The organism is Nocardioides immobilis (genome assembly GCF_003515065.1).
GTDB classification, from domain to species: domain Bacteria; phylum Actinomycetota; class Actinomycetes; order Propionibacteriales; family Nocardioidaceae; genus Nocardioides; species Nocardioides immobilis.
Genome location: NZ_QXGH01000009.1, coordinates 465,533 through 478,414 on the forward strand (window position 1 = coordinate 465,533; position 12,882 = coordinate 478,414).

Annotated in this window: 11 protein-coding genes and 1 riboswitch; of the genes, 4 read left to right on the top strand and 7 right to left on the bottom strand. The window is 71.6% G+C overall.

Annotation, left to right across the window (positions count from 1 at the left end; genetic code table 11):
- Positions 1-64: 64 nt before the first annotated feature.
- Positions 65-2,251: an NADP-dependent isocitrate dehydrogenase gene (locus D0Z08_RS03135; protein ID WP_118922495.1), complete on the bottom strand. Its 2,187-nt coding sequence runs from the start codon at positions 2,249-2,251 to the stop codon at positions 65-67.
- Positions 2,252-2,429: 178 nt separating this feature from the next.
- Between D0Z08_RS03135 and D0Z08_RS03140 the strand changes: the two genes are divergently transcribed.
- Entirely contained in the window at positions 2,430-3,440 is a 1,011-nt protein-coding gene (locus D0Z08_RS03140) for an MIP/aquaporin family protein (protein ID WP_118922497.1), read from the top strand.
- On the opposite strand, the gene D0Z08_RS03145 is transcribed toward D0Z08_RS03140, so the two are convergent.
- Positions 3,441-4,145, bottom strand: coding sequence for a hypothetical protein (locus tag D0Z08_RS03145; RefSeq protein WP_118922499.1), 705 nt, complete (start codon positions 4,143-4,145; stop codon positions 3,441-3,443).
- Between the two features lie 120 nt (positions 4,146-4,265).
- Between D0Z08_RS03145 and D0Z08_RS03150 the strand changes: the two genes are divergently transcribed.
- On the top strand, positions 4,266-5,252 hold the full coding sequence (locus tag D0Z08_RS03150; protein ID WP_118922501.1) for a malate dehydrogenase: 987 nt from the start codon (positions 4,266-4,268) through the stop codon (positions 5,250-5,252).
- 67 nt (positions 5,253-5,319) lie between these two features.
- Here D0Z08_RS03150 and D0Z08_RS03155 read toward each other — a convergent pair whose 3' ends face one another.
- The 4 genes from D0Z08_RS03155 to purN form a co-directional block, all read right to left on the bottom strand.
- Positions 5,320-5,571: a DUF3017 domain-containing protein gene (locus tag D0Z08_RS03155; RefSeq protein WP_245993578.1), complete on the bottom strand. Its 252-nt coding sequence runs from the start codon at positions 5,569-5,571 to the stop codon at positions 5,320-5,322.
- Positions 5,572-5,660: 89 nt separating this feature from the next.
- On the bottom strand, positions 5,661-6,515 hold the full coding sequence (locus D0Z08_RS03160) for a bifunctional methylenetetrahydrofolate dehydrogenase/methenyltetrahydrofolate cyclohydrolase (RefSeq protein WP_118922503.1): 855 nt from the start codon (positions 6,513-6,515) through the stop codon (positions 5,661-5,663).
- Between the two features lie 29 nt (positions 6,516-6,544).
- Positions 6,545-8,170 (bottom strand): bifunctional phosphoribosylaminoimidazolecarboxamide formyltransferase/IMP cyclohydrolase, encoded by a 1,626-nt coding sequence (gene purH, locus D0Z08_RS03165; protein ID WP_118922505.1) that lies wholly within the window; start codon positions 8,168-8,170, stop codon positions 6,545-6,547.
- 34 nt (positions 8,171-8,204) lie between these two features.
- Positions 8,205-8,280, bottom strand: a riboswitch (ZMP/ZTP riboswitch).
- A gap of 11 nt (positions 8,281-8,291) precedes the next feature.
- Positions 8,292-8,909, bottom strand: coding sequence for a phosphoribosylglycinamide formyltransferase (gene purN, locus D0Z08_RS03170; RefSeq protein WP_118922507.1), 618 nt, complete (start codon positions 8,907-8,909; stop codon positions 8,292-8,294).
- Between the two features lie 62 nt (positions 8,910-8,971).
- On the opposite strand from purN, the gene D0Z08_RS03175 reads away from it, so the two are divergent.
- Positions 8,972-9,502, top strand: a complete 531-nt coding sequence (locus D0Z08_RS03175) for a hypothetical protein (RefSeq protein ID WP_118922509.1) — start codon at positions 8,972-8,974, stop codon at positions 9,500-9,502.
- Positions 9,503-9,526: 24 nt separating this feature from the next.
- Here the strand turns inward: D0Z08_RS03175 and D0Z08_RS03180 are convergent, their stop codons facing one another.
- On the bottom strand, positions 9,527-10,828 hold the full coding sequence (locus D0Z08_RS03180; RefSeq protein ID WP_118922511.1) for a cell division protein PerM: 1,302 nt from the start codon (positions 10,826-10,828) through the stop codon (positions 9,527-9,529).
- 134 nt (positions 10,829-10,962) lie between these two features.
- On the opposite strand from D0Z08_RS03180, the gene D0Z08_RS03185 reads away from it, so the two are divergent.
- On the top strand, positions 10,963-12,867 hold the full coding sequence (locus D0Z08_RS03185; protein ID WP_118922513.1) for a SigE family RNA polymerase sigma factor: 1,905 nt from the start codon (positions 10,963-10,965) through the stop codon (positions 12,865-12,867).
- The last annotated feature ends 15 nt before the right edge of the window (positions 12,868-12,882 follow it).

The following is a 12,882-nucleotide window of genomic DNA, read 5'->3' on the forward strand; positions in this document are numbered from 1 at the left end:
TTCGGCCTGCGGCCGGGACACCTCAGCGCCCCGGCCGCAGGCCGTCGTACGTCTCGCGCCGTCGTCAGAAGGCGGCGAGCGCCTCGTTGAAGGTCGCGCTCGGACGCATCACCGCAGTGGTCTTCTCCGGGTCCAGCACGTAGTAGCCGCCGATGTCGGCCGGCTTGCCCTGGACCGCGATCAGCTCCTCGGCGATGACCGTCTCGTTGTCGCGGAGGGTCTTGGCGAGCGGCGCGAACGCCTCCGCGAGCGCGGCGTCGTCGGTCTGCGCGGCGAGCTCCTCGGCCCAGTAGAGCGCGAGGTAGAAGTGCGAGCCGCGGTTGTCGGTCGTGCCGAGCTTGCGACCCGGGGACCGGTCCTCGTTGAGGAACGTGCCGGTGGCGCGGTCGAGGGCGTCCGCCAGGACCTGCGCGGCCGGCGCATCGGCCTGCTCGGCGTACTTCTCGAGCGACGGCACCAGCGCGAAGAACTCACCGAGGCTGTCCCAGCGCAGGTAGTCCTCCTCGACCAGCTGCTGCACGTGCTTCGGCGCGGAGCCGCCCGCACCGGTCTCGAACAGCCCGCCGCCCGCGATCAGCGGAACCACCGACAGCATCTTGGCCGAGGTGCCGAGCTCCAGGATCGGGAACAGGTCGGTGTTGTAGTCACGCAGCACGTTGCCGGTGACCGAGATCGTGTCCTCGCCCTTGCGCATCCGCTCGACGGACAGCGCGGCGGCCGCGGCCGGCGCCATGATCCGGATGTCGAGGCCGTCGGTGTCGTGCTCGGGCAGGTAGGCCTTGACCTTCTCGATGACCTGGCGGTCGTGGGCGCGCTCCTCGTTCAGCCAGAACACCGCCGGCGAGCCGGTCGCGCGGGCGCGGCCCACGGCGAGCTTGACCCAGTCCTGGACGGGGACGTCCTTGGTCTGGCAGGCGCGCCAGATGTCGCCGGCACCGACCTCGTGCTCGATCAGGGTCTCCCCCGCGCTGTTGAGCACCTTCACGGTACCGGCCGCGGGGATCTCGAAGGTCTTGTCGTGCGAGCCGTACTCCTCGGCGGCCTGCGCCATCAGGCCGACGTTCGGGACGGTGCCGATGGTCGCGGGGTCGAGCGGACCGTTGGCCTTCACGTCGTCGATGACGGCCTGGAAGACACCGGCGTACGACGAGTCGGGGATCACCGCGAGCGTGTCGTCCTCGCCGCCGTCGACACCCCAGAGCTTGCCGCCGTTGCGGATCATCGCCGGCATCGAGGCGTCGATGATGACGTCGGACGGGACGTGCAGGTTGGTGATGCCCTTGTCGGAGTTCACGTAGGAGAGCCGCGGTCCGTTGGCGAGCGCCTCCTCGAAGGCGGCCTTGATCTCGGCGCCGTTGGCCAGCGCGTCTAGACCTGACATGATCCCGCCGAGCCCGTCGTTGGGCGAGAGCTCGGCGGCGGCGAGGTCGTCGCCGTACTTCTCGAAGACGTCGGCGAAGTAGACCTTCACCGCGTGGCCGAAGATGATCGGGTCGGAGACCTTCATCATCGTTGCTTTGAGGTGCAGCGAGTAGAGGACGTCGTCGGCCTTGGCCTGCTCGATGGTCTTGGCGAGGAAGGCGTTGAGCGCCGCGGCGTCCATCCGGGTCGCGTCGACGATCTCGCCGGCGAGGACGGCGAGGCCGTCCTTCAGGGTGGTGGTGCCGTCAGCGGTCTCGAGGACGATCGACAGCGTGTCGTCGGCGGGCATCGTCACCGACTTCTCGTTGCTCGCGAAGTCGTGCTCACCCATCGTCGCGACGGTGGTCTTCGAACCCTCGCCGAACGGCTTGTTGGTGTGCGGGTGCGTCTTCGCGTAGTTCTTCACCGACGCCGGGGCCCGGCGGTCGGAGTTGCCCTCGCGCAGCACCGGGTTGACGGCCGAGCCCTTGACCTTGTCGTACTTCGCCCGCGCCTCACGCTCGGCGTCGTTGTCCGGCGACTCCGGGTAGTTCGGGATGTCGAAGCCCTTGTCCTGCAGCTCCTTGATCGCGGCCTTGAGCTGCGAGACCGACGCGGAGACGTTGGGGAGCTTGACGATGTTGGCCTCCGGCGTCTTGGCCAGCGCGCCGAGCTCGGCCAGCGTGTCGTCGGCGAGGCCGAACTGCGCGAGGATCCGCGCCGCGACCGAGATGTCGCGGGTCTCGATGTTGACGCCGGCCTTGGCGGCGTACGCCTCGACGATCGGCAGGAAGGAGTACGTCGCCAGCAGCGGCGCCTCGTCGGTGTGGGTGTAGATGATGCTCGACATGTTCGGGCAACGCTCCTGGGACGATGGTTTTTGCTTGACGTCAAGATATCTCACGCGGGCGAACGCTCGGCTCGCGGGCTGTGCCAGCCTCGCATCCCCTGACTGAGGCGGCAATATGGCTAGTCTTCTGGCGAAACCGGCGGGTTTCGGGAACCTACCGAAGGAGAGTGCTCAATCCATGACCGAGCAGATGACCGCGGAGCCCGCTCCGCCCACCCTTGTCCAGAAGCTCGCAGCGGAGGCCATCGGAACGGCCTTCCTCGTCCTCATCGGCTGCGGCGCGGCCGTCGCGACGGGAGCAGACGTCGTCGCCACGGGCCTCGCGTTCGGCATCACCATCGTGATGATGGCCTACACGTTCGGCCGGGTCTCCGGCGGACACTTCAACCCCGCCGTCACCGTCGGCGCCGCCCTGGCCGGCCGGATCGCGTGGAAGGACACGCCGCTCTACGCCGCGGCGCAGGTCGTCGGCGGGCTGGTCGGCGGCGTGGTCCTGATGGTGATCGTCCTCGCGGGTGACCTCGGCTGGGACTTCGGCGAGCCGCTCGGCAGCAACGGCTGGGGCGACTCGGGCAACATCGAGCTCTTCGGCGCGCTGATCCTCGAGATCGTGCTGACGTTCGTCTTCGTCTTCGTGATCGTCGGCGTGACCGACGAGCGCAACGACACCGTCGCGTTCGCGCCGCTCGTCATCGGGCTGGCGCTCGCCGCCGTCCACTTCGTCGGCATCAACTTCACGGGTACGTCGGTGAACCCGGCCCGCTCGATCGGCGTGGCGTGGTTCTCCGGCAGCGACGCGCTGATCGCCCTGTGGGTGTTCATCGTGGCGCCGCTCATCGGTGGCGCGGCCGCCGGGTTCCTCTACCCGCTGCTGTTCGGCCACGGTGCGACGCCCATCCCCGGGTCCGGCATCCCGAGCGGCGGCGCGACCGCGACCGTCCCCGGCTTCGGCGCCCCCGACGCCTTCCAGCAGCAGTGGAACCAGCCGGTTGCCGACCAGGGCGGGTACGCCGCACCGGCGCCCGCCGAGCAGCCGATCATCCAGGACGGCTGGCAGTGGGACCCCTCCACGCAGCAGTGGATCCCCGCCCAGCAGCCGCCGGCGCCTCAGGCCCCGCAGGCCGAGCAGCCGGGTGGCTGGGCGCCGCCGGGTGGCGAGCACACCCAGGTGCGTCCGCCGGACGCCTGATCAACCAGCGGCACTGACGAAGGCGACGAGCGCGAGCTCGTCGCCTTCGTCGTCTTTCGCGACCCGCACCAGTCCGATGCCCCGCGCGTAGGACCGGAGCTCGACGACACCGGGCTCGAGCGGGCTGCTGTCCTCGGTCTCCAGGAGACCGGTGAGGTCGCCGTACGGCACGGAGGCGGAGCCGTCGAGACCGAGCACCTCGGTCCGGTCCTCCGCAACGCCCTCGGCGTACTCCTGGCGGTAGCCGTCGCCGACCCTCGGCCTCGCCGGCATCGCAAGCCCGGCCTCGGCCCCGCCGACCCCTGCTTCCCACACGCCGTCCTCGCCGACGCGCCAGACGTTGCCGTCGACGTCCTGGGCGAACCACTCCCGGGTCTGGTCGACGACCCGGCCGCGCTGGTTCACGACCTCGCTCAGCACGACGGTCGCCGCGACGCCCTGGACCTCACGGGTCTCGTCGAGCACGGTGACGGTGATCCGCGCGAGCTCACCTCCCGACGTCGCGCGGTACTTCCACTCGCTGCCCAGGGCCAGCGGCAGCCACTGATTGTCGATGCTCGCGACGAAGTCCGCGGGGTCGAGCGAGGGGCTGGGGATCACCAGCTGGTCGACCCCGGTCGGCGGGCTCGGCTCCGACGCGCTCCCGCATCCGCTCACGAGGATCCCCAGGACGGCTACGGCGGCGACCCGGGAGCCTCTCGTCATGGCGGTCAGTCTCGCACCTCCGCCCCGGTACGCCCGCGGGCGGTCACGCTGCTAGCGTCCCGTGCATCGTCTGTCTCGGTCGATGTCATGGGCCGAGCCGCACTCATCGAAGGAGTACCCGTGAGCGACACGCCTCTGAAGGTCGCCGTCACCGGCGCCGCCGGCCAGATCGGCTACAGCCTGCTCTTCCGCATCGCCAGCGGCGCCATCGCAGGCGACCGCCCCGTCGAGCTCCGCCTGCTCGAGATCGAGCCCGCGCTGAAGGCTCTCGAGGGCGTCGTCATGGAGCTCGACGACTGCGCGTTCCCGAACCTCGCCGGCATCGAGATCGGCGCCGACGCGGAGCAGATCTTCGACGGCGTCAACCTCGTCCTGCTCGTCGGCGCCCGTCCCCGCGGCCCGGGCATGGAGCGCGGCGACCTGCTGTCGGCCAACGGCGCGATCTTCACCGCGCAGGGCAAGGCGCTCAACAAGGTCGCCGCCGACGACGTCCGCATCGGCGTCACCGGCAACCCGGCCAACACGAACGCGCTGATCGCGCTCAAGAACGCCCCGGACATCCCTTCCGAGCGCTTCTCCGCGCTGACCCGCCTCGACCACAACCGCGCCATCTCGCAGCTGGCCGCCAAGACGGGCGCCGCGGTCACCGACATCAAGAAGATGACGATCTGGGGCAACCACTCGGCGACCCAGTACCCCGACATCTTCCACGCCGAGATCGGCGGCAAGAACGCCGCCGAGACCGTCGACGACCAGGCCTGGATCGAGGACTACTTCATCCCGACCGTCGCCAAGCGGGGCGCGGCGATCATCGACGCGCGCGGCGCCTCCTCGGCCGCCTCGGCCGCGTCGGCCACGTGCGACGCCGCCCGCGACTGGCTGAACGGCACCCCTGAGGGCGACTGGGTCTCGATGGCCGTCCTCTCCGACGGTTCGTACGGCGTGCCCGAGGGCCTGGTGTCGTCCTTCCCCGTCACCACCAGCGGTGGCAGCTGGGAGATCGTCCAGGGCCTCGACATCGACGACTTCTCGCGCGCCCGGATCGACGCCTCGGCCGCCGAGCTCGCCGACGAGCGTCAGGCCGTCACGGACCTGGGCCTCATCTGATCCCACGCGCAACAGGAATCCCCGGCTGACCGGTGATCCCTGTCGACCGGGGATTCCTGCATGCCCCTCACACGGGCTGGTCGGGGATGTTCTCCGCAAGGACGAACAGGGCGGCGGCGACGGAGCCGGCGAGGATGACGTCGACCAGTCGCGGGCGTACGGCGAGCATGCCCGCGTCGCGCTGGGGCAGCACCAGGCGCAGGCCCGCCGCCGCCGCGAGCGCGCCGGCCACGACCCGGATCCCGAGCCGCCAGTCGTGCGCGCCCCAGGTGATCCCGATGCCGACCGCCATCACGACCAGGACCACGATGTAGAGCACGCCTCCGATCGTCGACGGAAAGCGCCGCCGGGACGGGGAGTCGGCTGAGTCCTCCGCCGGCGGCTCCGGCGCGGGGATCGGCTGGTCGCTCAGCGGGACACCTGCTTCTCGGCCATGGAGACGACGTTGGCGAGCAGCATGGCGCGGGTCATCGGACCGACGCCACCGGGGTTGGGCGACACCCAGCCCGCCACGTCCCAGACGTCGGCCGCGACGTCGCCGGCGAGCTTGCCGTCGACACGGGAGACGCCCACGTCGAGCACGGCCGCACCGGGCTTGACCATGTCACCGGTGATGATGCTCGGGACGCCGGCGGCGGCGACCACGATGTCGGCCTTCCGCACGTGGGCGGCGAGGTCGACGGTGCCGGTGTGGCACAGCGTGACGGTGGCGTTCTCCGAACGCCGGGTCAGCAGCATGCCGAGCGGCCGGCCGACGGTGATGCCGCGACCGACGACGACCACCTCCGCGCCGGCGATCGGCACGTCGTGGCGACGCAGCAGCTCGACGATGCCGTACGGCGTGCACGGCAGCGGCGCCTCGTTGCCGAGGACCAGCCAGCCGAGGTTGGTCGGATGGAGGCCGTCGGCGTCCTTGGCCGGGTCGATGAGCCCGAGCACCCGGTTCTCGTCGCGGCCGCGCGGCAGCGGCAGCTGCACGATGTAGCCGGTGCACGCGGGATCGGCGTTGAGCTCGGCGACCGCGGCCTCGATCTCCTCCTGGGTGGCGACCTCGGGGAGGTCGACGCGGATGGAGGCGATGCCGACCTCGGCGCAGTCCTTGTGCTTGCCGTTGACGTACCACCGCGAGCCGGGGTCGTCGCCGACGAGCACGGTGCCGAGGCCGGGGGTGATCCCCTGCTCGGCGAGCTTGGCGATGCGCTCGCGCAGCTCACCCTTGATCGCCGCGGCCGTCGCGGTGCCGTCGAGCTTCTGTGCCGTCACGTCTGGATCCTCCCTCAGGCCGAATGCTGTCAGTGGGCGAAATGCCGGGTGCCGGTGAAGTACATCGTGACGCCGGCCTTCTTGCACGCCTCGATGGTCTCCTCGTCGCGGATCGAGCCGCCCGGCTGGATGATCGCCCGCACGCCGGCGTCGATGAGCACCTGGGCGCCGTCGGCGAACGGGAAGAACGCGTCGGACGCGGCCACGGCGCCGCGGGACCGCTCCCGACCCTCGGCGAGCGTGTTGGCGCGCTCGACCGCGAGCCGGCAGGAGTCGACCCGGTTGACCTGGCCCATGCCGATGCCGACAGCGGCACCCTCGGCGGCGAGCAGGATCGCGTTGGACTTGGCGGCCCGGACCGCGCGCCAGGCGAAGGCCAGGTCGGCAAGGGTCGCGTCGTCGGCGGCCTCGCCGGTCGCCAGGGTCCAGCTCGCCGGGTCGTCACCCTCGGCCTGGAAGGTGTCGGTGTGCTGCATGAGCAGCCCGCCGCTGATCGGGCGGATCTCCGCGCCACCCTGCGAGACCGGCTCGGCGACGAGGATCCGGAGGTTCTTCTTGCCCTGGAGCACCTCGACCGCGCCGTCGTCGTACCCGGGAGCGACGATCACCTCGGTGAAGATCTCGGCGACCTGCTCGGCCATCGCGACCGAGACCGGGACGTTGGTGGCGATCACGCCGCCGAACGCCGACACCGGGTCGCACTCGTGCGCACGCACATGAACGGCGGCGACGTCTGTGCCGATTGGGCCGACCGCGATGCCGCACGGGTTGGCGTGCTTGATGATCGCGACGGTGGGCGCGTCGCCGTGGTCGTACGCCGCCCGCCGGGCCGCGTCGGTGTCGATGTAGTTGTTGTAGGACATCTCCTTGCCGTGCAGCTGCTGCGCGGCCGCGAGACCACCCGACCCGAAGCCGTTGCGGTAGAGCGCGGCGGGCTGGTGCGGGTTCTCGCCGTACCGCAGCACGGCGCTCTTGTCCCACGTCGCGCCCACCCAAGAAGGAAAGCCGGTCGGGGAGCCGTTCTCGTCCTTGGAGGAGTCCGTCAGCACGTTGCCCATCCAGGACGCGACGTGCACGTCATACGTCGCCGTGTGGACGAACGCCTTCGCAGCGAGGACCTCGCGCTCGGCCAGCGTGAAGCCGCCGCCCTGCGCGGCGTCGAGGGCACGGGCGTAGTCGGCGCCGTCGGTGACGATCGCGACCGAGGCGTGGTTCTTCGCCGCCGCGCGGACCATCGACGGGCCGCCGATGTCGATCTTCTCGATGCACTCCTGCACCGACGCGCCCGACGTCACCGTCGCCGTGAACGGGTAGAGGTTGACGACCACCAGGTCGAACGGCGCGACGCCCAGCTCGTCGAGCTGCGCGACGTGCTCCGGAAGCCGCCGGTCGGCGAGGATGCCGGCGTGCACCCGCGGGTGCAGGGTCTTCACCCGGCCGTCGAGGCACTCGGGGAAGCCGGTGAGGTCCTCGACCTTCGTGACGGGCAGGCCGAGGGACTCGATCAGCGCAGCCGAGCCGCCGGTGGAGACCAGCTCGACGCCAGCCTCGGCCAGGCCGCGGACGAGCATGTCCAGGCCGGTCTTGTCGTAGACGGACACCAGTGCCCGCTTGATCGGGATCCGGTCGCCAGTGGGCCCAGTCGGCTCAGTCATGCGGGTGTCGCTCCTCATCGGTCGGTGCTGTCGATGAGGGCACCCAGGCGGTCGATGCCGGCTCACACTCCCTGGTGGTTGTCCCACCTACGCCAGTCGTGTGCGCCCAGTCTAAGGCTGGTCAGCCACCGAGGCGAACCCGCCGGCCCTCGACGCGCCAGCCCTCCCGGGCCATCCGCCCGACGGTCTCGACGAGCATCGCGCGCTCGGCGACCTTGATCCGCTCGTGGAGGGTCTCGACGGTGTCGTCGTCCTCGACCGGCACCGCCGTCTGGGCGACGATCGCGCCGGTGTCGACGCCGTCGTCGACGACGAACAAGGTGCAGCCGGTGATCTTCACGCCGTACTCCAGTGCGTCCCGCGGCCCGTGCATCCCGGGGAACGCCGGCGACAGCGCCGGGTGGGTGTTGACGGTGCGGCGCCCGAGGACCGGGAGGTACGACGCCCCGACCAGCTTCATGAAGCCCGCCAGGACGACCAGGTCGGGCTCGTACGCCGCCACCAGGTCGGTGAACGCACGGTCCCAGTCATCCCGTGACGGGTAGTCCTTCACCTTCGCGACGAAGGTCGGGACCCCGGCGCGCTCGGCCCGCGCCAGCCCCTCGATGCCGTCACGATCGGCGCCCACCGCGACCACCTCGGCGCCGAAGGCCGGGTCCTCACAGGCATCGAGCAGTGCCTGGAGGTTGGTGCCGGCGCCGGAGACGAGCACGACGAGGCGTGCGGGGGTGGCAGGCACGGCCCGGAGTCTAGTGCGCGCGGGTGGGTAGGCTCCGCGCGAGCCCGACTCGGAGGAGAACGATGACCCAGCCGCCCCCGCCGCCGTACCAGCCCTTCGGCCAGCAGCCCTACGGCCAGCAGCCGTCGCCGTACGGTCAGCCGCCGAAGAAGGGCAACAAGACGCTCTGGATCGTGCTCGGCATCGTCGGCGGCGTGCTGCTGCTGTGCTGTGGCAGCGGGGTCGTCGTGTTCGGCCTCTTCGTCAACGAGGTCGACAACCAGATCGACGAGGAGCGCGAGAACGACACCCCGAGGCAGGTCGCGGTCGGTGAGGAGTTCGAGCACGACGACTTCGTCGCCGAGTCGGGCTGGACCGTCACCCGGGACGACATCGGTGACTTCGACATCACCGGTCTCACGTTGTCCAACGAGTCTGACGACACCCGGACGGCGTACCTGGAGTTCTCCGTCTACCGCGACGACACGATCCTCGGCGAGATCACCTGCACCTCGGCGTCCCTCGGGCCCGACGAGAGCAGCGTCGCGGACTGCTACTCGATCGACGACTTCATGGGGGACTTCGACGAGGTGCGGGTCGCCGACAGTTTCTAGTCGCGCCTGGCCGCGCGGCTGCGGTCAGCGACCGGCCCGCAGCCGGCCGAGCCCCCGCCGCGCGAGCTCCCCGCCGCGGCGCTGCCACCAGGTCATGGCGAGGGCGCCGAGCAGGCCGCCGATGCCGAAGCCGGTGACGGCGTGCAGGAGTACGTCGAACTGGGACGGGCCGACGTCGGCCATCCGGCCCGGACCCACCGCACCGCCCGCGAGGGAGGTGAGGATGCCGAGCAGCAGCCCGGCGACGAGCCCGCTGCCGCAACCGCGGATCGCCGCCTGGTCCCACGCGGCGGCCGGCCGGGACCGGTGCGCCCAGGCCGAGGCGGCGAACGCGACCAGCACCGGGGTCAGCATCAGCCAGCCGGCCCAGCCCGGGGACGTGCCGGAGTCCGGCAGCGCCGCGAGCAGCGGGAACAGCGGAAGGGGGCCGAGCACGACCGCCCCGGGTGAGACCAGGGTGCCGGTGCCGACGGTGAAGCCGGGCCCGAACAGGTAGGCACTGCTGAAGAGAGCGGCGTTCGGCAGGACCAGGAGCGTCAGTGCGCCGATCATCGCGATGTCGCCGGCGTCGCCGTCGAGCTGGGAGACGATGTTCGCGGCCGTCGAGAAGTCGAGGACCAGCGCGACCAGCAGCGCCGCGAGCGCAACCGCGAGCCAGGCGCGCAGGATCGAGCGGACGAGGACGGCAGTGTCGCGGACCGCGACCGGGATCGCCGGCAGCCAGATCGCCGCCCGCCCGGAGCCGCGGGCGAGCGCAGGGACGCCTGCACCAGCGGCGATGAGGATCGACCAGAGGACGACCTTGCCCACACTGGGCGTCGTCTCGATCGTCGAGGCGAGGGCGGTGGTGAGCACGCCGACGACCGCGTAGCCGACCGTGAACAGGCCCCCCGCGATCGGCACCGTCCAGTCGCGCTCGCCGTCGGCGATCCGGTCGGCGTCCGGACCGTGACCGGAGATCGACTCCCCCACCCGATGGCCGACCCGCCAGGCCGACCAGACGCAGAGCAGGGTGAGGCCGAGCGGCACCGCGGTGATCCGGATGCCCTCGATGCTGACTCCGGACCCGTGGGCCGTCAGCCAGCCGAGAGCACCGACCCGCAGCGCACCGCTGGGGGTGCCGTGGCCACCCGCGTCGGTCAGGAACCAGCCGACCACCGCCACTGCCATGCAGATCAGCAGCGGGCCGGCGGCTGCCAGCGCACCGCCGAGCGTGGCGGTCGGCACCAGCGGACGGCGGGTGCCCAGCAACTGTCGGAGATCGGACTCCCTGCGGGCGTCCGGGCGGGCGGTCGTCCGTGCGGGTGGCGAGTGGAGCGACGTCATGACCCACTCATCTTCACGCCGGACCGGGGCCGAGCTGCGGTGCCACGCCGCTGCTGCGAACCTTCCGCACCAGAGGTCCACGAAGGGCGGCCGGTTGGGCCCCAGCAGCGGCGGCGTCGTACCTTGTTCCGGTCATGCCCGACAACGCCGACACCGCCCTCCCGCCGGACCCCACGGCCGAGTTCGACGCCTTCTACAAGGCTGCGCGGGATCGGCTGCTGCTCCAGACCTATGCGCTGACCGGTGACCTCGGGGCCGCGCGCAGCGCCGTGCGGGACGCGTACGTCGTCGCCTGGCACCACTGGCGGAAGCTCTCGCGGCTCGACGACCCCGAGTCGTCGGTGCGGCCGCACGCCTGGCGGCACGCGTTGCGGCGCGCGACGGTCCGGCCGTGGCACAAGGAGAAGGGGCTGGACGCCGACAACCGGGCGACCCTCGACGCCCTCGCCGCGCTCTCGACGCAGCAGCGTCGCGCGCTGCTGCTGACCCAGCTCGCGGCGGTCTCGATGCAGGACATGGCCCGTGAGATCGGGCTGCCGAGCGACCTCGCCGAGCGGGAGCTGCAGACCGCGGCCACCCAGTTCGCGACCCAGAAGAACATCTCGACCGCGTCGATCCCGATGGCGTTCGCCGCGCTCGCGACCGCGATGACCAACGTCACCTGGCCGCGGGTCACGATCATCCGCCGGGCTGGCGCGGCCCGCCGCCGGATGCACACCGTGGTCGGGGCCGGGGCGGTCGTCGCGGTCCTGGTCGCCAGCGGCGCCGCGGTCACCGACGCGAGCGGTGTCCGCCCGACCCTCGACCGGGAGCCGACGGCCGGGCCCAACGGTGGCTCGGCCGCCCCCGGCCCGGAGATGGTGCTGCCCCAGACCACCCTGCTCCCGGCCGACGTCGTGCGGGACACGCTGGTCGGCGACTGGGAGCAGGGCCCGACCCACGACAACTCCGTCGGCAACGGCGTCAACCTGCCCTGCCAGCCCGCGGAGGCGGACGCCCGCTACGCCGACCCGCACGGCACCGCCGCGTGGGTCCGGGTGTTCCGCAACGGACCGGCGGGCGAGTCACCGCGCAAGCTCACCGAGGTCGTCGAGGCTTCGCGCAACCCGGAGCGCGCCCGCAAGACGTACCACCGGCTCCGCGGCTGGGTCGCCGACTGCGTCACCCCGGGCGTGCGTCTCGTCAGTACGTCGGCCAGCCCCGGGCTGGCCGATGCGTCGGCGATCTTCGTCCTGACCGAGCAGCACCCCGCGCTGGCGACGTACGTCGTCGGTGTCGCGCGGACCGGTCTGCTCACCACCGCCGTCGCCCTCCGGACCGACGTCGGCCCGGAGACCGCCAACCGTCCCGGCATCGCGAAGCTGCTGGGCGAGGCGGTCAACCGCCTCTGCACGCTGCCCGACGCCGGGCGCTGCGCCGACAAGCCTGCCGAGCTCGAGGACCTGCCGCCGTACGCCGCCGGCCAGGTGCCGGCGATGCTCGCGCCCGTCGACCTGCCGTTCGTCGGCGAACCGGACCAGCCGTGGATGGGCACCCCGCCCCACGAGATCACCAACGCCCGCACCGACATCGACGTGCTCGGCTGCGTCCACCCGAGCCTCACCGGGGAGTACGACGGCGACCGCTTCCGCACCGACCTGGTCCGCACCTTCGTGAAGGTCGACAGCGACCTCCCCGCCGAGTTCGGCCTCACCCAGGCGGTCGCCGCCCTGCCGACGAAGGCAGCGGGAGCGCTGCTCGCGGACTTCCGGTCGGCGATCAACGGCTGCCCCGAGCGCGACGCCAGCGCCGGCACCGAGGTCCGGGTGCTCGGGGCGGACGACGAGGGCGACAGCTCGTTCACCGCCTGGCACCTCAGCACCCGGCTGCCGGGTGAGCGGACGGTCGAGTACTCCGTCGCCTTCCTCCGCAGCGGCTCCGCCGTCTCCCAGCTGGTCTTCGTCTCCGCACCCGGCGCGCGGATGACCGACGCCCAGTTCGTGACCCTCACCCGGCGCTCGCTCGAGCGGCTGCCGCAGCTTCCGCCGTACGCGGGCTGAGCGACCGAAAGAATC